Here is a 23,857-nt window from a genome sequence, read left to right on the forward strand (position 1 = left end):
CATCCTCCGTAGGAGCGGATTTCGTTGACCAGTTTTGATTTAAGGCAAAAATGGGTCGGCTAAATCCGCCTCTACAGCTGGTCTATTTTCGCGGTTTCTCAAAAACGATCTGCCATAGCTATAACGGTTCTAGATAAGAACGAGAGAGGAGAGTGCCTCAGGATGAGGTATTCTCCTCTCTCGTTCTTATCAGTCTTAACTACTAAAATCACTATAATTACTAAAGGTCATGACGTTCCGGGTCGTATCATGTACTGCTTTTTAAGCCTGCTTTACTGAAGCGAATCATCTTCCAACGACCAGACAATGGCATAACCTGGTCTCACACTGATACGATTTTGGCTTTGCTGCAGCGAATCACCAGGTCGTATACCCAGTTCTTGTTGGTCTCGCGGCCTCCTGCGAAAGATCGCTTCTCCACCCGAGACGCGAGTTTCTGAACTAAGCCCAACAGCCAAGCTACTTCCCATCGGATCAAACCGAATTTGGTTGGGTTGGCGATTATGATCAAAGCGCTGTAGCACCTCATTTGTATTGACATCAAAGACTGCAACGTTGCCATTGTCGAAGCCAACAGCCAGTCGATCACCAGTTGCGCTGAGAGCTGTTGCAGTTACTTGAATATCTTCTGGAGCCACAGATGCGACCAGTGATCCATCGGTTGTGTTCCACACATAAGCTCCGCCTGCTCCGCCCGCCGCTAGCAACGAGCCATCGGCGCTCAGATGAATCGACGTTGCATCGACATCATTAATCGTGATGCCATTGCTGATCTGCTGTAACGGCCAAACCATGAGTTGGTTATTGACAAAGTTATAGGCGGCAACATAGTCTCCTGTGTTAGAAGCCGCAACGTGGTTGATGCCTTCCCCTTCAATGATGCGAGCGATTAGCGAACCATCTGCATGACGAATTGAAACACCAGCTTTTTCAGCGATTAGAAATCCCTTCACTAGGGGCACTGTTGCCACATCACGTACAGATGTCTCTAAATCAGGAAGCCAGCTTCGCACCAGTTTTCCGTTCCAGTCGAAAAATTTGACGTGATCCTGACGATACGCCACAATTTCACTGCGATCGCCAGAGACTCTATAGCGGTGGTTCTCGCGGCTATTATCTAAGCGCGTTATTGTGCGGCCATTGGTTGCATCATGAATCATGGCACTGCTAGTACCGTTGGTGAGTAGCTGGCTTCCATCACTAGAGAACCCAATAATTGCTACTTGTCGCCGACCGTTGACAGCAGTGTATAAGCAACCTGCGGATCGATTGCAGCCTCCCAAAGAGGCCATCCGAGGTGATATCACTTGTTCAAACAAAATATAGATCGAAAATCCGGCCAGAACAAAAGCTGCAGGCAAAAGACAACCCGATTTCAGAATTGTCTTCATGTTGCTCATAGCTCACCTTTGATTAATTGCGTTGGATTTGGAGTGCTGTCGCAAGTGAATAGGTGTCTGTACTTTCTGCCCCGCTGCGTGTAAAAGGATACCAGTCAAACTTGCCTCTACATCGTATCTACGGACTATCTGCAAATCAAGGCTATTTAGTGAAAGTTGTGCGATCGCACTCAAAGCTTAATCTGTGCGTAAGATTTTGCGTTGAAGTGGCATGATTCAACCTTTGAGACCACTACCCGATTCAGTCGGCACAATAAACTGCTGAAGCGCTACAAAAAACAGAATCACAGGCGCAATCGAAATCACTGAACCCGCTGCAATTAAGCGCCAGTCCAACGAAAAGCTGCTGCCCGAAAGCTGAGCAATCCCTAGCGGCAACGTATAGTAATCCACATCATCCAGCACAATTAGCGGCCAGAGAAAATCGCTCCACGAGCCGATAAAGACAAAAATTGCCAGTGTCACCAACGCCGGACGTACCGCTGGCAGCATTACATGCCACCAAATCCCTAATTCTGAACAGCCATCAATCCGAGCTGCCTCTTCCAGTTCCTTCGGCACACCTAGGAACGCCTGCCGTAGCAAAAAGATGCCAAAAGCCGATGCGATTGCAGGGAAAATAACGCCGATGTAGGTATTTTTCAGCCCCAAATTCACCGTCAGCACATACAGCGGAATCATCACAATCTGAAACGGAATCAAAATCGTTGAAACAATCAGGCTAAACAGAAACTCTCGCCCCTTAAACGTTAACCTTGCTAAGGGATACGCAGCTAGGGAACAGAAGAGTAAATTTAGCCCTACGGTCAAAACTGCAATAATCGTGCTGTTCCAGAAATAGCGACCAAAAGGATTACTGCGCCACACCTCAACATAGTTTCTAAACGTTGGCGCTGCTGGTATCAACTGCGGCGGCACCTGAAAAATATTTTCGCTGGGTGACTTAAATGAGGTGCTGACCAGCCACAGCAACGGTAGCAGCATGACAAGTGCGATCGCACCTAACAGCAAATAAGTAACCAAAACTTGGGTGCGTGACTTGTGCGATCGCAAATTTTGACGCTGTAGATCTGACATCAATAACTGATCCTAGACAACGCAAAATCGTGCATGATTTCTCAGTACTTTGGCCTCAAACTTCTCCAGCCAAGCTGAAAACTGACGATTCTGAATCAACTTTAAACTCGTATCATTATGCGGCATTAACAGCGCAATATAATGATCACGCTGCTTGACGACCACCGCGCAGTGTTGCGTCGTACGAATTGCCGCCTGGCGAAAACCATCTACCCGCAAGGACGACATCAACAACGACTTCAATCCCAGAGACTGAAAAACGGTTTGAACCCAGTTCATGCTGTTACTTTCAGGGGTTGTGAAATACTCCCTCGGTAAGCCATTCACATCAAAAATGGCAACGCCTAGAATATCGTCGATATAGGAGTGTTCCGAACCTTGAGATGACACTGTAGCAGGAGCTCCAGATTGAACAGCTAAAGTCATTACAACATAAAGGTAAAGATACGTTGGTGCCAAGACCTTCTATCTATCCTAGCGAGAGGAGTTTCCCCTCATAAACCGAGAAAATGCTCGAAGTTAGACAAATCTCATATGAAGGCACAGCTGTACAGACCTTCCAAGCAACTATAGCTGGTTTTCCTAAACAGATAACAAACTTGAAAGGTTAATCGACAGAACCTGGCGGTCAGCCAGCAAAAGAGGCCAAAACTAAGTTAGCTTTGGCCTCTTTGTTAATTAGCAAGTGGGGAATCTATCGTCGATTAGTCAACCGATCCAGTAAAACGACCCGTAATATAGGACGGTGACAAGTCAGACCAGGACTGTTTAACCAAATCTGCATCTGCCTTTACGCTGCCCAAATAGTTACCTGCTGGCAAAGACGGGAAGCGCTTATACGGTACGACATCTTCACCAAAGAAGCGTGCGTATTCAGCTCCATTTACCATCGTCTCAACTGCAGCTCGCAATCCTTCATCTGCCAAAAGCTTGTTGTACTGGCGGATTTCGCCTTGCGTGGCTGGAGCCCGACCCAGCAAGTGACGGAACAAGAATTCAATCACTTTAGTATTGGGGTAGGGAGTATAAAAGCGACGGCAGTAAATGTCAGAACTTGCGAGTTCGCGAACGAATTCACGTACTGAAATTTCGCCATTTCGCAAGCGGCTATCCAGAGCCGATACACGTAGGTCTTCTGGAACTTGTCCACTGAAGATGTCCATCACCTGGCAGTAAGCTGCATTAATAACCACCTCGGTTTCGGTCCGGTTTGCATGTTGGGTTAGGCGATAAATACGCGCTGGCTTGCGGCGTGTTGTACCTACACCAACCTCAACGGACTGGCCTTCGCCTTCAGGCAGGAATGAGCGGCCTAGTTCTACGAACAGAGGCTTACTCTTATCCATTTGGCGAGCCTGGGATTGCACATCAGCCATTGACTTGGACATCAGTGGCATCTTGGTATTATCCATTCGAGCTTTAACTGGCTCAAAGCTGGGAACAACCAGATCCTTATTTTGCTTGGTCAGCTGGTTATACAGACGCTCAGTATTCGGGAAGTTAGCGGCTGGTAGGGTCGGGAAGCGACGGTATGGAACAACGTCCTCACCGAATACCTCAGCATATTCAGCGCTACCAACCATCGCGTTGATAAAGCTGCGAATACCCTCAGACGCCAAAATCTGATTGTACTTCCGAATTTCAGCCTGATCGCGGGGTGCCCGTCCCAAGAAGTGCTTGGTACCCAATTCGATTACTTTCGTGTTTGGATACGGCGTGTAGAACTCCCGAACGTAGAGTTCAGAATTACCTAATCCTTCAATGAACTCTTTAACTGTGATTTCGCCGTTGCCTAGTTTACTTTCTAGTTTTGAGAACTCATTCTGAACAATGTACGGAGCAATATCCCGCTCAAAGACTTGACGGTAAGCTGCACCAACCACAGCTTGCAGTTCAACCTTGCTGGTTGTATTTGTCAGCTTGAAAACTTTCGTCTGTTGACGCTGCTGGCTTACACCTTGGGCAATGCGGAACTGAACATCCGGTGCTGTCCGATTATTCGATTCGGGTGTACCAAGTTGAACAAACCGTGGCGCAACGTTTTTCTCAACCCGAGCACCCTTATCTTGAATGGAGCCAACCCGAACGGTGCGGAGGGAAACGCCAGCTGGGGTTAAATAGCGCTCGTAAGGAACGGTATCTTCACCAAAGGACTGGTTGTATTCATCGCTGTCGATGATGGCATCAATCAGCGCATAAAAGCCCTGCTTCGCACAGAGATCAAAATAACTGTTGATTTCCTTACGTCCATAGGTGGGACGACCTAGCAGTCGGCGATGAATGTACTCAACGGCCTTCGTTACATACAACGATGTCCAGTACATCTTGCGGAACAGATTTGATTTGGCTAGTCGGCGAATAAACTCGCGTACTGTGATTTCACCGTTCTCTAGCTTGATTTCATCAACCTTCAGGCGCTGACCGTCGTAAACGTCACGGCCAAACACCTGTAGGTAGGCAGCACGAATAACTGCTTGGGTAGAGCTTTCAGCAAACTTGACGTTTGCGCCACTGCCACCGCCTCCGGGTAGCTGATCTAGCTTAAAGACTTTGGGGCCTAGTGAACCCGGAGCAACAGGTCGCGCAGCAGGATTGCTGAGCTGATTGTAGATACCAGGGCCACGGCGAATCAAAATCCGGCGGGTGTCTTTACCAAATGGAGCAGGGCTGGCACTCGGATTCTTGGTTTCTTTCGGGAAGATTGCACCGAACTGAATTTCTAACGGGTCGTTACCAGAACCATAGACATGCTGATCGGGTAAAGGCTGTCCGTAAGCCGCAAAGGTAGTGATGAACTGGGGAATTTTGCGGAATGGAGCACTGTAGTTAAATAGCTCCTGCTGTGGCCCCCAGTTGCGGCACTCTTGAGCTTCCTGGCCGAGTCCGCGCAGGTAAGGAACGGTTTCTTCCCCGAAGTAGTCGGAATATTCCTGCGAATCTACTAGGGCGTCAACTAATGCAGGTAGTCCACCTTCAGATACGATCGCAAAATACTTTTGCACCTCTTCCCGTGAACTTGGGCCACGACCGAGGAAATGACGGAAAGCCAACTCTAGGGCGCGGCTGTTGATATAAGGCTCATAGAAGTTCTTACGGTAGAGCGGTGACTTCCCGAGGCGGCGAACAAACTCCTTCATGGAGATTTCGTTGTTCTTGACCTTCGATTCGAGATCAGAGATACCGAGAGAATACGCTCTGATAATGTCGCGCTCAAAAACCTGGCGATAGGCAGCCTTGACAATTTCGGTTTTCTCAGTCGAGGACAGACCCGGCTTCATTGCATACTTCGGACGACGCTCTGCCGCATTGAAGTAAATCTGAGGAAGCTGAAGTCCTTGAAGATCGGCTGAAGGACGCTGCCGCAGTTTGTCTGAAGGAGCTGGAGCCTTAAACTCGTTAATCAGAACTTCAAAGTATTGAGCAACCGTTGCGCTGGCATCTGCATCCTGACGGAAGAGTCTCAACGCACCCTGCCGCATTTCCTGTAGTGCAACAATAGTTGCTTCGCCAGAACAAGCGTTCTCAATAATTTCTCTGAGTCCTCGAACGTTGACGGAGATGATATTGGGGTCGCCAGCCACGATCGCATAGGTAACGTAGCGCAAGAACCAGCTCAGGTCGCGCAGCGACTTCTGCATGTTGCTGGGGCCGTAACGAGACACATTGATGGGACGGAAACCAGCCGGAACAGGCCCAGCCGATCCAGCACTGAAGAGAGAACGAATTCCCTCTAAGAAGCCGCCACCGCTCTCAATATAGGTCGCGGTTCCTAGCTTCATCGCTTCCTGTGTGTTCAACTCCGTTCCACCGACAGTCATCATTGGAACGGCCTCTTCCTCTTCCGGCTTTTCGAGGAAGGACATGGGCGAACCACCCGTAAAAATACGGTTGGCGGCCTGGGATACAATCAGCTCTGAATTGCTGGTGATTGCCTGCGCAATCTCTAGGCGTCTAAAACCCGAGCTGAAATAATTCGATAGTTCTGCAAGTTCTCCACGCTCTAAATAACGATCTTGCTGTTCCGCTTGTGAAATCGTTGACGTCGCGAGAGTTTGATAGAGTTGCGGACGTGCAACAGAGCTTCCACCACTTGCTTTAACACTCATTGGATCTCAAAAGCTCCCTTCAGAAGTTTCAGTAACTGCATTAGACCTGGAACGCTCCAGCCCACCGCTGTTTTCTCATATATCAAGGCTTGTAGATACAGAGCACGTAGATATAGAGCAAACAGTAAGCAGGGATAAATAACAGTCCAGAGGTCGCTAGCTTTAGTGTTTTTAGATTAAAACGTTTCAGGGTCGTAACACTGATTTATTAAAAACTGTGTAGTTCCCTATTTCTTAATTCCTCTAGGTCATCATAGGGGATGAAAGTAGATTTCCTGAGAGAAGTGATAAGTTTTGTTACCTTGATCGTCGTCGTTCAGGACTGACATGGCGATATAGACATTGATTAAGCATTGATTAAGGGCAACCTGGAGCGATCCGGCGTTGGCTCAGAATTTATGAACTTCCGCGCCAGTGCTTCTCCAATCATGACCAATGCTCAAGGCAGCGCTTAACTTTTGTTGTAAATATTAGAATCGAATGCATTTTGTGAACGGCATGCGTGAAATCCATAGTCAAATTAGTGATGCGGTTGCCAAACTTTACGATACCTATCCGTTTCCGCCTGAACCCTTATTAGACGAACCGCCTCCGGGGTACAACTGGCGGTGGAACTGGACTGCAGCCTACAGCTTTTGCACAGGACGGACGCCTGAAACTGAGGATGTGCGAATTTTGGATGCGGGCTGTGGCACGGGTGTTAGTACTGAATACTTAGTACATCTCAATTCCAACGCACAGGTAGTGGGTATTGATTTGAGCGCAGGCGCGATCGCAGTTGCTCAAGAACGATGCCAGCGTTCCAAAGCCGAGCGCGTCGAGTTTCATCAACTCAGCCTGTATGACATTGACCAAATTCCGGGCGAGTTTGATTTGATTAACTGCGTTGGTGTGCTGCACCATTTGCCGGATCCGATTAAAGGCATTCAGTCCCTGGCACTGAAACTGGCTCCCGGCGGCATCATGCATATTTTTGTCTACGCCGAACTGGGGCGTTGGGAAATTACCCTCATGCAACGTGCGATCGCACTTCTCCAAGGTGATCGTCAAGGAGATTATCGCGATGGTGTTCAGCTAGGTAGACAGTTGTTTAGCAGCCTGCCGGAAAACAATCGTCTCGTGCGGCGGGAAAAAGAGCGCTGGTCAATGGAAAACCAGCGGGACGAATGTTTCGCTGACATGTATGTCCATCCCCAGGAAATCGTTTACAACGTAGACACCCTGTTTGAGCTGATTGATGCATCTGGACTGGAATTTGTCGGGTTCTCAAATCCCAACTATTGGAGCCTGGAACGGCTGGTCGGCAATAACCCAGAGCTGATGCAGCGGGCTCAACAGCTCAGTGGACGGGAACGGTATCGGCTAATTGAACTGCTCGATCCGGAAGTCACCCACTACGAGTTTTTCTTAGCGTGCCCACCGTTTTCTCGTCAGGATTGGTCATCGGACGAAGTCCTGCGACAGACAGTCCCCCAACTCCATCCCTGTATCGACGGCTGGCCGAGTCAGTGTCTCTTCAATGCGGATTATGAGATTATTCGGCTCAGCGATCGCGAATTTGATTTCTTGAAGCAGTGTGAGGCCAATCAAACCAAAACACAGAAACTCATCGATATTTTGACGCAGATCCCCATCAGTTTGGATGATGTTCGTTCTTTACATGATCGCCGCTTAATCACGTTGACCCAGCCTTCGAGCTAGTCTTTGGCTGAAACTGCAGCCCTCTATTCAGTTTTATTTCATTTAACGAATAAAACATAGAAATCATGAATCCCAATATCTTGGCAACCCGTTAAGTATTGTTACCCGCTGCGTGATATGATCTCTCCTGGTCTGTCAAATATGGGACTCAGCCATTTGTTTAACTGGTGCTCAGCCTTGTGAACTCAAATAACGAATTGCCCATTGCAGAATCTGATGAATTGCAGGAACAGGAAACTCCAGGCTTGTTGCCTGAAGAGCCTGATCCGTCAATGTCTGAGTATTACGAATTGCAGCAGCTTTTACTTCGGTTTACTGTTGCGATCGCAGTGATTGTTTTTCCATTCATTTGGATTGCCTATTCGCTGGACACATCACTCAGTTATGTCATCGGGGCGTGCGCTGGTGTGATTTACTTAAAGATGTTGTCAAGGAATGTAGCTCAGCTTGGCAGACAGCGAAAGAATTTAGGAAGCGGAAGACTAGCCGTATTTATCGGCTTAATCTTGATTGCTACCCAATGGCAGCAATTAGAGGTTATTCCTGTCTTTTTAGGATTTCTCACCTACAAGGCAGCTCTAATTGTCTATACCCTTCGGGTCGTTTTCTTGCCTAATTCAACTCAATCCTAGATTGCTTTCGACAAAATTTGTTTGCATCTGTTGATCCCTGGGGATTGTTTAGATGGCGATACTAAGCGGACTAAGCGAAGCCTTGGGTTCATTTCCCTTGGCGGAGTTAGAAGTAGGCCAACATTATTATTGGCACATTGGGAATTTAAAGGTTCACGGCCAAGTGTTTTTAACATCTTGGTTCGTTATCGCGATTTTAGTGATAGCCACGGTTTTAGCAACCCGTAATATTCAGCGCATTCCATCTGGTCTACAGAACTTTATGGAATACGGCCTGGAATTCATTCGTGATCTTGCGAAAAACCAGATTGGCGAGAAAGAGTATCGACCTTGGGTTCCCTTTGTTGGTACGCTCTTTCTGTTTATTTTTGTCTCGAATTGGTCTGGAGCTTTAGTACCCTGGAAGCTATTTTCACTACCAGCGGGAGAATTGGCTGCACCAACGAACGACATTAATACAACCGTAGCCTTGGCTCTATTAACGTCATTGGCTTATTTTTACGCTGGATTTAGCAAGCGTGGCTTGAAATACTTTGCTAAATACATCGAGCCTACTCCAATTTTGCTTCCTATCAATATTTTGGAAGACTTTACTAAGCCCCTCTCCCTGAGTTTCCGTTTATTTGGAAATATCTTGGCAGACGAACTCGTCGTTGCTGTATTGGTGCTGTTGGTACCTCTGTTTGTACCTTTACCCGTAATGATCCTAGGGTTATTTACGAGTGCGATTCAGGCATTGATTTTTGCAACACTCGCTGCTGCCTACATCGGTGAGGCAATCGAGGGGCATGGTGGAGAGCATGAGGAACATGCATAACTCCCTCATGAATCCAGCTTGAACGAGTGCGATCGATCATTAAGATGTCGTGCGTTCAGGCTTGAGGGTCGGATTTGACCTGCCAACTTAAGTGTGCATACGTGTACATAGTTTGTTCTGTAAGTACCAGTAAGGAATATCAATCATGGACTCATTAACTTCTGCTGCTTCTGTCTTGGCTGCTGCTTTGGCCGTCGGTTTAGCTGCTATTGGCCCTGGTATTGGTCAGGGTTCTGCATCAGGTCGCGCTGTAGAAGGTATTGCGCGGCAGCCTGAAGCTGAAGGAAAGATTCGCGGCACCTTGCTACTTAGCTTGGCATTCATGGAAGCGCTAACAATTTATGGATTGGTTGTTGCGCTCGTTCTGCTGTTCGCCAATCCCTTTGCATAAGGGTTAGAGAGATGGATTTTCGTAGAGATGAATTTAGTTTTTGGCTATCATCTCTACGGCCATCTCAAATGTAGTCCTAGATCAATAGGCCAGTGGCAAGATTAGGCTCATTTTTGACCATCTAAATGTATAGGTTGTGGAAAGCCTTTAGACATGATGTTTCATTGGACAGCACTGTTTGTAGCGGAAGCGGCTCAAGAGGGCGGCCTCTTTGATTTTGATGCCACACTTCCGTTAATGGCAGTTCAATTTTTAGTGTTAGCGGCTATTCTTAATGCAACTTTCTACAAACCTCTAGGCAAGGCGATTGACGAGCGTGACGGTTATATTCGCAGTAATCAAACCGAAGCTCGTGAACGTCTGGCGAAAGCTAAGCAGCTTGAACAGCAGTATCGACAAGAACTAGCAGATACCCGCAGAAAAGCTCAAGAAGTTGTCGCTACCGCACGAACAGAGGCTCAGAAAATTGCATCTCAGAAGATGGCCGAAGCCCAGCAAGAATCACAGGCTCAACGGGAGCAAGTGCAAGCTGAGCTTGACCAGCAAAAACAGCAGGCTTTTTCTTCTCTTGAGCAGCAAGTAGATGATTTAAGCCGTCAGATATTAGACAAGTTGCTAAATGTATCTGCATAGATAACGCCTTGGCCGGATTGGTGACGTTTTTATGCTGCTGATTTAGAGTTAAGCGCTTGATTTTGATGCAGATTGACTGGAGGCAAATTGCACAACGCTTAGTAAGCGGATTGTCAGTTAACGCAAGTTAGGCAAATTAGCGCTGAGTGAATGTGCCGTAAGGCAACGCAACAATGGACGAGAATCATGGGAATCTGTTTACAGACAGCTTTACTCATTAATAGCTTTTTGGCTGAGGCTGGTGAGGAAAGCGGTTTTGGATTGAATTTCGATATTTTAGAAACTAACCTAATCAATCTTGCGATTGTTATCGGTGTTCTGTTTTACTTTGGACGCAAACTACTGGGTAACATCCTGGGAGAGCGCCGATCTCGTTTAGAAACAGCCATCCGGGAGGCAGAACAACGCAAGCAAGAGGCAATGTCTGCTTTGGCTGAGCAGCAGCAAAAGCTGGCACAAGCGCAAGCTGAGGCAAAGCGTATCTTGGAAACCGCTCAAAAGAATGCGGAAAGCGCAAAGGCAGAGGTTCTAGCTCAATCCGAAAAAGATTTAGAGCGTTTAAAGGCTTCTGCAGCGCAGGATTTGAGTTCTCAGCAAGAGCGTATCGTGACTGAATTACGGCGGCGGATTGCAACTTTGGCACTTGAGAAAGCAGAGTCCCAGTTGTCTGATCATTTGAATGATAATGTGCAGCAGCAACTCATCAGCCATAGTATTGATCGACTGGGAGGAATGTAGATGCAGGATAGCATTATTACGTCTGAAGTCATTGAGCCTTATGCACAGGCTTATATGTCGTTGGCCAAAGAACATGATCTTGTTGATCGATTCAACGACGATATGAGTGCAATTCTACAGTTGCTCAGCGAATCTGAGGATCTACGCGGATTCGTCGAGAGTCCTATGATCAAACCGGATGTCAAGAAATCTGTGATTAGGCAGGTATTCGGTGAGCAGCTTCATTCCTACACGCTGAATTTCTTGCTGCTTCTAGTTGATCGGGGTCGTTTGCTGTTCTTGAGCGGAATTTGTCGCCAGTATCAGGCTCTTGTACGTAAGCTGAAGGGAATTGCTTTAGCTGAAGTAAAGGCGGCTGTGCAACTGACTGCGGATCAAGAGGAGCAAATTCGGCAGAAGGTTCAATCATTTACGGGTGCTCAGTCAGTTGATCTGGAAGTAGAGGTTGATCCTAACTTGCTGGGAGGAGTCATCATCAAAGTTGGCTCTCGGGTGATTGATGCAAGTTTGAGGGGACAACTGCGCAAAATTAGCAATCAGCTGATGAAGTCTTCTGCCTAGTCTAGGCGTTCTTACGTTTACCCAGTTTCCATTTCCATCGTTGTTCATTAGTTATTTGAGACAGCAATTCCCATGGTAAGCATCAGACCTGACGAAATTAGCAATATTATTCGCCAGCAGATCGAGCAATACGATCAGGATGTCCAGGTTTCCAATGTTGGAACTGTACTTCAGGTTGGTGACGGCATCGCTCGGATTTATGGCCTTGACCAGGTTATGGCCAGTGAGCTGCTTGAGTTCGAAGATGGCACAGTTGGTATCGCGCTTAACCTGGAAGAGGATAATGTTGGCGCGGTTCTAATGGGCAGTGGACAAGAAATTCAAGAAGGTAGTTCTGTTAAGTCGACGGGACAGATCGCGGCAATTCCTGTTGGGGATGCCTTGGTTGGTCGGGTTGTCGATCCTCTGGCTCGTCCGATTGATGGTAAGGGCGATATTCAAACTAGCGAAACCCGCTTGATTGAATCACCTGCTCCTGGCATTATTGCCCGTCGTTCTGTGCATGAACCGCTGCAAACGGGTATTACCGCAATCGACGCGATGATCCCCATTGGACGGGGCCAGCGTGAGCTGATTATTGGTGACCGCCAAACGGGTAAGACTGCGATCGCAATTGATACCATCCTGAACCAGAAAGAAGAGGATGTGATCTGCGTTTACGTTGCGATCGGACAGAAGGCGTCTACCGTTGCGCAAATCGTCAGCGCATTGGAAGAGCGCGGCGCACTTGACTACACCATCGTTGTAGCTGCCAATGCGAGTGATCCGGCTACTCTACAGTGGCTTGCTCCTTATGCGGGTGCAACGATCGCTGAGTACTTCATGTACAAGGGCCGTCATACCCTCGTGGTTTATGATGACTTGTCCAAGCAGGCTCAGGCTTATCGTCAGATGTCCCTCTTGCTGCGTCGTCCACCCGGACGTGAGGCGTATCCTGGTGATGTATTCTTCTTGCACTCCCGTCTGCTAGAGCGTGCCGCTAAGCTGAATGACGAACTCGGTAGCGGTAGCATGACAGCACTGCCCATCATTGAAACCCAGGCTGGTGACGTTTCGGCTTACATCCCAACCAACGTTATTTCCATCACAGACGGTCAGATTTTCTTGTCGTCTGACCTGTTCAATGCGGGTCTGCGTCCTGCTATTAACGCGGGTATTTCGGTATCTCGTGTGGGATCTGCGGCTCAAATCAAGGCGATGAAGCAGGTTGCGGGTAAGGTCAAGCTGGAACTAGCTCAGTATGCAGAGCTGGAAGCATTCTCTCAGTTTGCGTCTGACTTAGATAAGGCCACTCAGCAGCAGCTAGCTCGCGGTGAGCGTCTGCGTGAGCTGTTGAAGCAGCCTCAGTACTCTCCGCTGTCAGTCGCTGAGCAGGTTGCCATCATCTACGCGGGTATCAACGGTCATTTGGATGATGTTCCGGTTAATAAGGTGACAACCTTTACGAAGGGTATCCGCGAGTACTTGAAGACCAGCAAGCCCAAGTTTGCTGAACTCATCAAGTCTGAGAAGAAGCTGACCGACGAGGCAGAAACGATTCTCAAAGAGGCGATCACTGAATTTAAGCAGACCATGATGGCCTCTGCGTAAGAAAGCAGGTTGAGATGCCACCGAGCAGTCTGTTCCCATACAGTTCTCGGTGGCTCGATGTTGTGGACGTACAGAATTATGGCAAATCTTAAATCAATTCGCGATCGCATCCAATCCGTTAAAAATACCCGCAAGATTACCGAAGCCATGCGCCTTGTGGCCGCAGCCCGAGTTCGCCGTGCCCAAGAGCAGGTTACAGCTACTCGTCCCTTTGCTGATCGTCTAGCCCAAGTTCTCTTTGGATTGCAGGCGCGTCTCCGGTTCGAGGATGCAGATTTGCCTCTGCTCAAAAAGCGGGACGTTCAGACGGTTGGGTTAGTCGTTGTTGCTGGCGATAGAGGTCTTTGTGGAGCCTACAACAGCAACATCATCAAGCGAGCAGAAAATCGGATCAAAGAAGTTCAGGCGGAAGGGCTGGACTATCGTTTAATCATTATTGGTCGTAAGGCGAATCAGTATTTCCAGCGGCGTGAGCATCCCATTGATGCTGTGTTCACTGAGCTTGAGCAAATTCCGACCGCTGATGAAGCGTCTAAGATTGCAGATGAGCTGCTATCGCTGTTTCTCTCTGAGAAAATCGATCGCGCAGAGCTGATTTACACTCGCTTTGTTTCTCTGGTTAGCTCTCGTCCTGTAGTACAGACTCTGCTGCCTTTAGATCCTCAAGGATTAGAAGCTCACGATGACGAAATTTTCCGTTTGACCACTCGGGGTGGGCAGTTCGACGTAGAGCGGGAAACCGTTCAGAACACGGCGCAAAGCTTGCCGAAGGATATGATTTTTGAACAAGATCCGGTTCAAATTCTAGATGCTTTGCTGCCGCTTTACTTGAATAACCAGCTTTTACGGGCATTACAGGAAGCAGCCGCGAGCGAACTGGCTGCACGGATGACCGCAATGAATAATGCCAGCGACAACGCAACTGAACTGATTCAGAATCTCTCGGTTGTTTACAACAAGGCACGTCAGGCTAGCATCACGCAGGAGATCCTCGAAATCGTTGCAGGAGCTGAAGCGCTAAGCGGTTAAGCCAAGAAACACATTCGTGTCTTGCTCAGTAGTCAGATTACGAGCAATAAGCAAGAACCAAAAAGAGTCGTAAGCTAGCTTACGACTCTTTTTGGTTTTGTTTTGACTCCGTTAACTGTTATCAGCGTCCTGTGGTGGGGCAGAATCATCAAGCAAATTTTTCTTCGAGCGCTTTAATGATTTCCACATGCCTTTAATTTCATCATAAGCAACGTTTGGATCGAGCTTTCCAGCATTTTCGAGCGCACAAATGAATTCAACGCGCTGAGCAAATTCTTGCAAGTTAGCGTCAAACGCAATGTTTTGGGGAGTAAACTCCCCTCGATAGCGTCGAATTGGATACAGAAAGTTTTGCTTTGGATCGTCTGATTCTGACATGGAGTATGTCCTCACAGAACTAGTCGGTCTTTGAGCCGCTAGTACGTCTTTAGGCCATTATGCTAAATATCGACTAGAGATCCAAGCTAACTGGATCACATGCATCAAATTGTCAGAGCCATTACATCTTGCACCGAAACCGAGGAAAGTGATTCTACTGCCGCATTGTAGCGATAGAATCACCTTCCTAGGTTTTAATTAGTCAGACACCAGGTATAAGCTTTTAACATTTGGTTGTTTTAGTGCGATCGCACATCACACGAATTAGAACGAACTAGCCGCTTTACCCTTTAAATCTCGAAGAACTCTCCGTTCGCACTAAAAATAATTTCGTTGATTTGATAATCTGGATTGGTCAATAGTGTCTCGCGGATAGACTCAAAGAGTGCCACTTGGTTAGCGCTGCTAAGGCTGTAGAACACTCTACCGTTCCGTTCGCTACTCACATTAAAGTTGACGCGGGCGATCTGATTTGGCTGATCAACTGCAACGTCATACCCTTCAATGCCAACGTCTTGACCGCTATAAGAACTAATGATCTGGCCCACAATGCCAGCAACAGGTGCATCGCCGTCTATCGGAACAGTCTGAGGTACAAGCCGATACGTTTCTGGGTCGGGCAAGTAAATCGTGGTGGGAATGTAAGTTCTGGTTAAAGAACTGTCAATTTCGTCAGGAGCGACGGCAACCACTTCTAAACTGTTATCTTTCTCTGAATTCTTAACTGAATCAGCGAAAGATGGATAGGCTGCGGTTAACGTCACTAAACTGACACCTAAGCAAATACCGAACCGGAGGAGCCTGTTATATACGCCATTTGTTGCGGTATTTCTGTCACTATGGTGATCTGGTTGATAGAAGCATTGTTGATCAAAACTCGATCTCATCATTTGCCTCCTCCTACGTTCACGAAAAATAATTTAATTAAGGTTTAACCTTTTATCTCAACACTATTTTTAATGCTTTATATCTCTATGCTACTCAAGTTCAGGGGATGAGAACGCTATCAGAAGGGAGAAAATCCAAATATCTTATGACATAGAAACCTGAATTAATAATCTTAATTTGAGCCAGTTTATTAACCCTAGTTCCACCCTCTGTTACTTTTTTTACTCCTGATTAAACTGGATACCAGGGTCGGCTGATTTGAGGTGTTGCGATTATTAAGTTAGGTGCTGGATTGTCCATATATGGTGCCATTAATGGAGTAGCAAGTTTAAATACAGCACCAACTGATCAGTTTACGGATGGCTGAAGCTGATATTTTCCACTTAAAACCCATCGAGCCATCTAATTACCCGATTACAGTGACAAGATGACCAGAAAACTTTCTAATTGGATGCTTGATTAAGAGCTTGAATTATCGTGCAGCACTGACACGTGACAATTTACGCAAAAAATCTGAACTTCGGATTTTCAGCTTTGCAGCGGGGGCGAAAGGATATGGTGGATGAGCCTGATGGCTTGGGAACAATCGGCTGCGATATGAATTTGTGACCCATTCAGAGTTTGAAAAAAGGAACAGGCATCGGGAGGAACCTGCAATAGAATGACTGGCCGATGGACTTTTAGTGCGATCGCAATTTCTGAAGTGGTGCCTGCACCTAATCCACAGGCTACAATCACTTGACTGGAGAGAACATTGACAACATTTCGGGCATGTCCTAATCCTGTCAGAATGGGGATGTCCACTGCGGCGGACATGGCAGCAGTCGAGTCTGCTGGCAAAATCCCGATAGTTAACCCACTGGCTGATTTGGCTCCCCGACAGGCAGCATCCATTACGCCCGCATTGCGACCACCGGTCAACAATACCCATCCTCGTTGAGCAATTTGTTGACCCAACTCATAGGCCATTGCCTGTAAGGTGGGTGAGGCGCTTTCACCGGGCCCCATCACGCCGATAATAGTGTTGGGCATCTTGGCAGGTTAACTGTAGAACGATGGGATGGATAGAGATAGTATTACTGAACAAAAGTCTATATCACACGGCTGCTTGAGGCTTGCCAAGGATACTTCAGGCGTGCCTAAGACTCTAAAACGACATAGCGCAGCCAAACCTTGGGGCCAAACACAACAGTGTCGCCATTTTCTAAAATGCGATCGCGACATTCTTGACCGTTAACAATCAAGCCGTTCGTGCTCTGTTTCCCTTTCCCATCTCCGTCCTGGATTGTGTAACCGTGGGGCTGAGAAGCATTCAACACAAGTACCGCATGCTGACGAGAGGCATATTTTGAATAGAGGCGAATATCGCAACTAGCGTCTCGACCGATTGAGTAAAACGGTTCATCTAGAACAATCCGGCGTAAGCCCTCGCTATCTTGAACCAAGATCATAAACTGGGTCTTGGTTCGAGTAGAAATCGCAGATCGCTGCTCGTCTGGATGAGTTTGATTTGAGAGCGCCTCTTTTTGGATCAGCGTGTCGTATTGAATCAGCGTCGCCACAAAATTGGCCGGATCGTCAAGGCTTTCTTGAGGAGCGGTCGGCACAGCCGAAAGCTTTTCCCAGTCGAGTTTTTCATAGACGTCCTGATTGATGCTGGGATCATCGCTAAGCTGGCTAATGATCTGCATGCGAGCCTGCTGGATCACAGCATTATCTGGAGTTAGAGCAAGGGCGCGGTCGTAGTTGGTCAGGGCGGCGTGATAGAAGCCGAGTTCTGCCAGCGCATTACCCCGGTTATACCAGAGCAAGTCGTAGCTGGGATCGATACTCAGCACCTGGTTATAACTTGCGATCGCAGCATAAGCCTGCCTCAACCCATACAGTTGAGCACTGCCGCGATGGAACCAGGCATCTGCACAGGAGCGATCGATTTGAATGACCTGATCGTAGGCTGCGATCGCTGTGTCGTATTCTCCTAGGCCGTAATGTAGCGCGTCGGCTCGGTCGTACCAAATACTAGCGGCATCATCAGTCGGCGGGGCAAGCTGTAAGGCTGCCTGATAATTTGCGATCGCATCTTGATACCGTCCCAATGCTTGTAGAGTCAGGCCACGCTGATACCAAATCTGCCAAAAGTCGAAGTCAGACTGCATGACTCGTTCTAAGTAGGCAAGTGACTCTGCAAAATCTTGCTGCTCAAACGCCTGAAGGCTAGCCTGAAAGTAAAGGTCAGCCTCCTCTGAAGACAGCTTGATGATTGACAGATCTGGCTTCATTGATTTAGCAAAGGCAATAGCAGTGAATAAAGCGACGAAGCAAATTGCTGCTGAAATCTACTGAAATCTATGTTGTACCCGCTTATGGTCATATCCGCTTATGCTAGAGTTGGCATGCCTTCAAGTTGAATTGACTTCGACCCAAACGCTAGATCTAGTGAAATACTAGCTAGATTGTTTGAGATTTCTTGATTGACTACCAACAATCCTATAAAAGCACTAATAGACTAACATCAATGGTGCTTAGGCGTAGTGCGTAAAACGACATAGGTAGAAAGACATAAATCATGGGTCTAAGCAAACGATCTGCAAAGCCAGCATTTAACTTAGCCTAGCCCTACATCTGTCTTCTATCTACATCCTAAAGAGTTATCCTGAAGTCGCAAAATGTTGGTATCAAATCTTGAACTATAGTTGGTGCAAGTTTGTGCGACCTAGGCGACTCGGATAGACCAGGCGACTCGCATAGACTATCTACCACCATATTCTAGGAACCAGCGTATTTCTACACTACGGTTTGCTATAGGATCAGAGATAGCTCAAGTATTCCGGTTTTGTTATTGACCTACTACTGAGTTGATGTGTATCAGCTAGTTTCCTCATGACTCTCGGCAACCTACGCGATCTTTATCAACAGGTTATTCTGGAACGCTATAAAAAGCCTCGCAATCGGGGCAAGGCCGATCCAGTACACCGCTACCAAAAAGGCCATAATCCCTCCTGTGGCGACACGATCGAGTTGACGCTGACTTTAGATGAAGCCAATGAACACATAGAATCGGTCAAGTTTGAGGGTGAGGGCTGCGCGATTTCAATGGCTTCCGTGGATTTGATGGCCGAAGCATTACAGGGTAAATCCGTGGAAGAAGCCCTGGCAATGGTCGAGCGGTTCCAAAAAATGATGCGGGGTGAGGCTGAATTTCCGAAAGAGCAGCGCAAACTGAACGTAATGCAGGGCGTGGCGCAGTTTCCTGTGCGGATCAAGTGTGCCAATCTGGGCTGGCATACCTTAAAAGCCGCCTTGGAAGCTGCTGAAGTCTCTGAACCGTCTGAGTTTGTCAGCAACGAGAACGACTAGTGGTTAGTTGATCACTGGGGAAGAAAGGGAGAAAGAAGGATTTATTATGCCAACGCCGGCTGAGTTTTTAGATTTTACAAAGTGGTCTGCCATTATTACCCTGGCATTTGCGGCGCTAACTGCGATCTCATTTTTCCTGCAGTGGGGGCTGCGGTTTCGGTTAGTGGGCGCGACTGGCTTTATGGGCGTGTTAACCGCAGGATTGTTTGCGCTCAGTGTTGTGCCGATCATGCGTACAGTGATTCCCGGTGCGGTTCAATACACCACGGTTTATGATTCGGGCGCAACTCAGGTTGTAATTAAGGTCAATCCGGAGATCAGCCAATCTGAACTAGAGGCGACTCTTGCCCAGGCAGCATCAAACTTGTTTGGGCCAGGACGCTTAGGATTACCAGGAGAATCGCCCACGATTCGGGCTCGCACCATTTTGCATCCTGAAGATAACGTTTCAAAACTGGTCTACCTGGGAGAAGTGCAGCGATCTCGATCGGCTCAAGCTGATCAGAAATATGAGGTCACGCTTTATCCAGATGGCTTAGCAACTTTGGCCAAAGCTCAATCTGCGACATCAACCTCGTAGCCCTTTCTTGTAGTCCTTTGCAAAACCGATGGCAGAAACGGGTCGCTTCGCGCTGTTGTGAGGCGACCCGCTTCTTTTGGGTTTTGTAATTGCAAGATGCGAATATAAGCATTGTTAGGCATTAATTTTGTGGAAATCGCGATATGAAGGCTCAGGTTTTTCGAGGAGTGAATCAACTCAACTTTGAGGATGTGCCCGTGCCCAGCTTGGCAGATGATGAGGTGTTGGTGCAGGTGCGCGTGGTTGGGTTGTGTCAATCGGATATCAAAAAAATCCGCTATCCGCTCTATGAACCGCCACGCATTTTCGGTCACGAAACGGCGGGTGTGATTAGCGCAGTTGGCTCCGCAGTCAAGGATTATCAAGTCGGTCAGCGCGTTGTCGTGATGCATCACATTCCCTGCATGCACTGCGACTACTGCATGAACGACAATTTTTCCATGTGTAATGTCTATAAGCAGGTGACCACAACGGCAGGCTTTGCACCCAGCGGCGGTGGCTTTGCCGAATACGTCAAGGTGCCCGGACATATCGTGCAGCATGGTGGCCTGATTCCCATTCCCGATACCATTACCTTTGAGCAGGCTAGCTTTGTCGAGCCGACAAACTGCTGCCTGAAAGCAGTGAAGAAGGCCAATATTCAGCCGGGACAAACCGTATTGGTAACTGGCGCTGGTCCCATTGGTCTGATGTTTGTCATGCTTGTGAACTATTTTGGCGCAACTGCGATCGCAACTGATCTGCTCCCGACGCGGATTGAAAAAGCCAAACAGCTTGGAGCCAAGGCGGCATTTGATGCCCGCGATCCCGACTTAGTCAGCAAGATTCACGACTGTACGAGAGGGTTAGGGGTTGATACTACTCTGCTAGCCGTACCCAGTGATAAAGCCTTCTTCCAAGCGCTCGACTGCACCCGTAAAGGTGGCAGAATTCTGTTCTTTGCGGAATTCCCAGATGAGATTGAAATTCCTATCAACCCCAATGTGCTCTATCGGCGCGAGATTGATCTTATGGGCAGCTACAGCTCGTCCTATCGACTACAGAACCTCGCTGCCGACATCGTGTTTAATCAGCGGATTGACGTTGATGCTCTAGTTAGCGATCGTTATCCCCTAGCCGATCTGATGAAAGCAGTAGATCAGGCTGTTGCTCCAACTCCAGAAACCTGCAAAATCTTGATCTATCCCTAAATACGAAGTCTGCTGATAAACCCAGTTCTATGCTGTGAGAGTTAGGAAAACCTAACTCTCACAGCATAGTTTGGACATGACCGAGTCGAATTTGGCATAGGCATCAGGGACAGTCTGAACACTGGTACGATGTAAGGTTTTCGAATGAGAAGGCGATCGGTAGGATGAAGGGGAAGCTTTTTCTGCTGAGGGTGCCCCAATAATTCATGGCTTCGATCGCGCGTAAAAACCTGTTTGAGGACATTCCCCGCCTGTTGGTGGCTCAGGCTGGCATCATGTTTGCTGTCAGTTTGGTCACGATTCAGACGGGTATCCTAAGAGGCTTTGCCCATTCAACTACCCTGCTGCTGGAACAGTCGCAGGCAGATGTGTGGGTCGGTTCTGAAGAAATGGTCAATTTCGAGCTGACTGAGCCGATTCCCTATGCCTACTACAACCAGTCCATCGGTCTAGAAGGGATTCAGCGAGTTGAACCGCTGATTATTGGCTCAGGGCGTTGGCAAGCTGATGATAGTAAGCCAACGCCCTTGCGTATTTTTGGCTTTGATCCGCAGGGGAGCTTATTCACGCCTGGTGAACTGCTACAGGGCCAAGTTACAGATTTAGCTCGTCCCTATACGGTTATTGTGGATGAGACGAATCTCAAATCGTTTGGCGTTGACCAAGTTGGGGACACGGGAGAAAATCGTGCCCTGCCAGCAGAAGTCGTTGGCATTACTGAAGACACGCAGTCTATCGTTTCCAGCAAATTCCTATTTACGTCACTGGAAACTGCCAATGTTTATGTCACGGCGGGTTTTACAACTCAGCTAGATTGCCGACTTCAGCCCAATGGTGGATTGCGGTGTATTAATGCCTATGAGCGTAATAATCCAGCCGATCAAACCATTCCAGAGGTCGAGCCGCTTCACGCGACTGATCCCATAACCTATCTAATGGTGAAGGCTACGCCTGGTACCGATCCCAAAGCGGTTATTAAGCGGATTGAGGCAGAACTGCCAGGTACTCGCGGCTATACAACGGTTGAGATGATTGAAAAAACTCAATCCTACTGGCAAACCCAAACGGGAATTGGTTTCATCCTTGGTTTAGGGGCAACCGTAGGGGTTGTGGTTGGTATGGTGATTGTCGGCCAAATTCTGTATTCCTCGGTCTCTGACCATATCAAAGAGTTTGGAACCCTAAAAGCGATGGGCGCGTCAAATTGGACTATCTACAGCGTGATTTTGGAGCAAGCGCTGTGGATGGCGGTATTAGGCTATTTGCCGGGCATGGCTTTATGCCTGGGATTGGGAACCTGGACGGCTGCAACTCAAGGAATTGTCATTTTAATCACACCGCTGACGGGATTTGGGGTTTTCGGCGTCACGATTGGGATGTGTACAATGTCGGCTGTGTTTGCCATTCAAAAAGTGACGCGTGTTGATCCAGGCATTGTGTTCAAAGCATGAATTGCGCGGTTGAAGATAGGGCTGAAATATAAAGACTCCTTAAAGGTCTTTGACTGTTGTCCGCCTTGGGTATCCTAACCACAGAGAGGAGTGTAAATGAAGTTGGTGATGACGTTTACATTTTGCAATGTTGGCATACTAGAAGATGTAAGGGGCAAACTGGCTCGGTTTGGCTTGCTTCGTTGGCCAGATAATCACTCAGCAAGTTCTTATCTGGAATCTAGTTAATGTTTATTTGGCCGTTTTAGTATCTGGAGTAAACCCGAGCTAGGCTGAAGTTAGAAGCAGAATACTGAACGCAAAGCCGTAACTCGTTTGATTAGCCTATTTTGTTGGATTGTCTCAGAGGCGAAACTACGTGACTGTTTCTCGATTAAACTTTACGAATACTCCGACCTATCAACCATCAGTTGATCACAGTGCCAGCTACGTGCAAAATGCACGAGTTGCGATCGCAGCTCGTGAAATTGAAATGGTGTTTCAAAACGGAGCGCAGCTCTTCAAAGCGCTCAAAGGCATTGACCTTGATATTCCGGCTGGCCAGGTGCAGTTGCTGATGGGGCCTTCTGGCTCTGGAAAAACAACGCTACTGTCGATTTTGGCCGGAATCTTAACGCCCACTAGCGGCCAAGTCCGCCTGTTGGGACAGGATATTACAGCGATGTCTCGCGCTGAGTTAGCTAAATTTCGCCTTGATTACATTGGCTTTATTTTCCAAGGGTTCAACCTGTTTCCGGCTCTGACGGCGGTTGAAAATGTTGAACTGGCTTACAACATCAAGGGCATTCGGGGCAAACGGGCCAAGCAAGAATCTCTCGAACTGCTGGATCAGGTTGGCCTGGCCGATAAAGCAAAAAATAAACCCCGCGATTTGTCCGGTGGTCAAAAACAGCGAGTTGCGATCGCACGTGCCCTAGCCGATCATCCCAAGCTGATCATGGCCGATGAGCCAACGGCGGCTCTGGACTCCCATAGCGGTCATCGGGTGACTGAAATCCTGCACGACCTAGCCAAAAAAATGGACTGCACGGTTCTGATTGTCACCCATGATCCCCGCATTATGGACATGGCCGATAACATTGTTTACCTGGAGGACGGGATTATTCAAAAGCCCCGTTTGCCCCAATATGATGGGCTAGCTCATCGATCAGCCTAGTTACGACATCTGTAGGTAGGGGCGATGCATTTGGTCGATACGTCTCGGTTTTGACGATAACGTTCTAACCAAATGCATTGCCCCTACAGGGTGTTGTTCTCGATAACCAAATTCTGGCCAAATGCATCGCCTCTATGGGTTGTTTTTCTGGGACAACTATGTCCGAGCCAGATGCATTGCCA

The 23,857-nt window shown here is 47.9% G+C and carries 22 protein-coding genes; 14 read left to right on the top strand and 8 right to left on the bottom strand.

What is annotated here, in order from left to right; genetic code table 11:
- Window positions 1-272: 272 nt before the first annotated feature.
- From AC286M_RS14060 to AC286M_RS14075, 4 genes are all read right to left on the bottom strand, one after another.
- Complete coding sequence (locus AC286M_RS14060; RefSeq protein ID WP_488204986.1) at window positions 273-1,391, bottom strand: WD40 repeat domain-containing protein; 1,119 nt, start codon at window positions 1,389-1,391, stop codon at window positions 273-275.
- 225 nt (window positions 1,392-1,616) lie between these two features.
- Window positions 1,617-2,477: a carbohydrate ABC transporter permease gene (locus AC286M_RS14065; RefSeq protein ID WP_488204987.1), complete on the bottom strand. Its 861-nt coding sequence runs from the start codon at window positions 2,475-2,477 to the stop codon at window positions 1,617-1,619.
- 12 nt (window positions 2,478-2,489) lie between these two features.
- Window positions 2,490-2,903: a hypothetical protein gene (locus tag AC286M_RS14070; RefSeq protein WP_488204988.1), complete on the bottom strand. Its 414-nt coding sequence runs from the start codon at window positions 2,901-2,903 to the stop codon at window positions 2,490-2,492.
- A gap of 278 nt (window positions 2,904-3,181) precedes the next feature.
- Entirely contained in the window at window positions 3,182-6,583 is a 3,402-nt protein-coding gene (locus tag AC286M_RS14075; RefSeq protein WP_488204989.1) for a phycobilisome rod-core linker polypeptide, read from the bottom strand.
- 498 nt (window positions 6,584-7,081) lie between these two features.
- On the opposite strand from AC286M_RS14075, the gene AC286M_RS14080 reads away from it, so the two are divergent.
- From AC286M_RS14080 to AC286M_RS14120, 9 genes are all read left to right on the top strand, one after another.
- Window positions 7,082-8,284, top strand: coding sequence for a class I SAM-dependent methyltransferase (locus tag AC286M_RS14080; protein WP_488204990.1), 1,203 nt, complete (start codon window positions 7,082-7,084; stop codon window positions 8,282-8,284).
- A gap of 167 nt (window positions 8,285-8,451) precedes the next feature.
- Window positions 8,452-8,916: an ATP synthase subunit I gene (locus tag AC286M_RS14085; RefSeq protein WP_488204991.1), complete on the top strand. Its 465-nt coding sequence runs from the start codon at window positions 8,452-8,454 to the stop codon at window positions 8,914-8,916.
- Window positions 8,917-8,968: 52 nt separating this feature from the next.
- Complete coding sequence (gene atpB / locus AC286M_RS14090; RefSeq protein ID WP_488204992.1) at window positions 8,969-9,733, top strand: F0F1 ATP synthase subunit A; 765 nt, start codon at window positions 8,969-8,971, stop codon at window positions 9,731-9,733.
- Between the two features lie 145 nt (window positions 9,734-9,878).
- On the top strand, window positions 9,879-10,124 hold the full coding sequence (gene atpE / locus AC286M_RS14095; protein WP_488204993.1) for an ATP synthase F0 subunit C: 246 nt from the start codon (window positions 9,879-9,881) through the stop codon (window positions 10,122-10,124).
- 153 nt (window positions 10,125-10,277) lie between these two features.
- Window positions 10,278-10,757: a F0F1 ATP synthase subunit B' gene (locus AC286M_RS14100; RefSeq protein WP_488204994.1), complete on the top strand. Its 480-nt coding sequence runs from the start codon at window positions 10,278-10,280 to the stop codon at window positions 10,755-10,757.
- Between the two features lie 186 nt (window positions 10,758-10,943).
- On the top strand, window positions 10,944-11,495 hold the full coding sequence (locus tag AC286M_RS14105; RefSeq protein WP_488204995.1) for a F0F1 ATP synthase subunit B: 552 nt from the start codon (window positions 10,944-10,946) through the stop codon (window positions 11,493-11,495).
- Window positions 11,496-12,056 carry an ATP synthase F1 subunit delta gene (atpH, locus tag AC286M_RS14110; protein WP_488204996.1) on the top strand — a complete coding sequence of 187 codons (561 nt, stop codon included), beginning with the start codon at window positions 11,496-11,498 and terminating at the stop codon, window positions 12,054-12,056.
- A gap of 72 nt (window positions 12,057-12,128) precedes the next feature.
- Window positions 12,129-13,646 carry a F0F1 ATP synthase subunit alpha gene (gene atpA / locus AC286M_RS14115; protein ID WP_488204997.1) on the top strand — a complete coding sequence of 506 codons (1,518 nt, stop codon included), beginning with the start codon at window positions 12,129-12,131 and terminating at the stop codon, window positions 13,644-13,646.
- A 78-nt stretch (window positions 13,647-13,724) separates the two neighbouring features.
- Window positions 13,725-14,675: a F0F1 ATP synthase subunit gamma gene (locus AC286M_RS14120; RefSeq protein ID WP_488204998.1), complete on the top strand. Its 951-nt coding sequence runs from the start codon at window positions 13,725-13,727 to the stop codon at window positions 14,673-14,675.
- Window positions 14,676-14,786: 111 nt separating this feature from the next.
- Here AC286M_RS14120 and AC286M_RS14125 read toward each other — a convergent pair whose 3' ends face one another.
- From AC286M_RS14125 to AC286M_RS14140, 4 genes are all read right to left on the bottom strand, one after another.
- A complete protein-coding gene (locus tag AC286M_RS14125) occupies window positions 14,787-15,053 on the bottom strand; it encodes a DUF7219 family protein (RefSeq protein ID WP_488204999.1) in 267 nt (88 codons plus the stop codon).
- A 290-nt stretch (window positions 15,054-15,343) separates the two neighbouring features.
- Window positions 15,344-15,817 carry a hypothetical protein gene (locus tag AC286M_RS14130; RefSeq protein WP_488205000.1) on the bottom strand — a complete coding sequence of 158 codons (474 nt, stop codon included), beginning with the start codon at window positions 15,815-15,817 and terminating at the stop codon, window positions 15,344-15,346.
- A 652-nt stretch (window positions 15,818-16,469) separates the two neighbouring features.
- Window positions 16,470-16,973 (bottom strand): TIGR00725 family protein, encoded by a 504-nt coding sequence (locus AC286M_RS14135; RefSeq protein ID WP_488205001.1) that lies wholly within the window; start codon window positions 16,971-16,973, stop codon window positions 16,470-16,472.
- A gap of 107 nt (window positions 16,974-17,080) precedes the next feature.
- Window positions 17,081-18,220 (bottom strand): tetratricopeptide repeat protein, encoded by a 1,140-nt coding sequence (locus tag AC286M_RS14140; protein WP_488205002.1) that lies wholly within the window; start codon window positions 18,218-18,220, stop codon window positions 17,081-17,083.
- A 601-nt stretch (window positions 18,221-18,821) separates the two neighbouring features.
- Between AC286M_RS14140 and sufU the strand changes: the two genes are divergently transcribed.
- The 5 genes from sufU to AC286M_RS14165 all read left to right on the top strand — a co-directional run bounded on the left by sufU (window position 18,822) and on the right by AC286M_RS14165 (window position 23,675).
- Complete coding sequence (gene sufU, locus AC286M_RS14145) at window positions 18,822-19,298, top strand: Fe-S cluster assembly sulfur transfer protein SufU (RefSeq protein WP_488205003.1); 477 nt, start codon at window positions 18,822-18,824, stop codon at window positions 19,296-19,298.
- A gap of 46 nt (window positions 19,299-19,344) precedes the next feature.
- The gene (locus tag AC286M_RS14150) at window positions 19,345-19,878 is read left to right on the top strand and encodes a Ycf51 family protein (protein ID WP_488205004.1); all 534 of its coding nucleotides are present in this window, start codon (window positions 19,345-19,347) and stop codon (window positions 19,876-19,878) included.
- Between the two features lie 143 nt (window positions 19,879-20,021).
- A complete protein-coding gene (locus tag AC286M_RS14155; RefSeq protein WP_488205005.1) occupies window positions 20,022-21,068 on the top strand; it encodes a zinc-dependent dehydrogenase in 1,047 nt (348 codons plus the stop codon).
- A gap of 206 nt (window positions 21,069-21,274) precedes the next feature.
- The gene (locus tag AC286M_RS14160; RefSeq protein ID WP_488205006.1) at window positions 21,275-22,519 is read left to right on the top strand and encodes an FtsX-like permease family protein; all 1,245 of its coding nucleotides are present in this window, start codon (window positions 21,275-21,277) and stop codon (window positions 22,517-22,519) included.
- A gap of 358 nt (window positions 22,520-22,877) precedes the next feature.
- Entirely contained in the window at window positions 22,878-23,675 is a 798-nt protein-coding gene (locus AC286M_RS14165; RefSeq protein WP_488205007.1) for an ABC transporter ATP-binding protein, read from the top strand.
- Window positions 23,676-23,857 lie beyond the last annotated feature (182 nt).

This window comes from Thainema salinarum CENA647 (assembly GCF_057732415.1).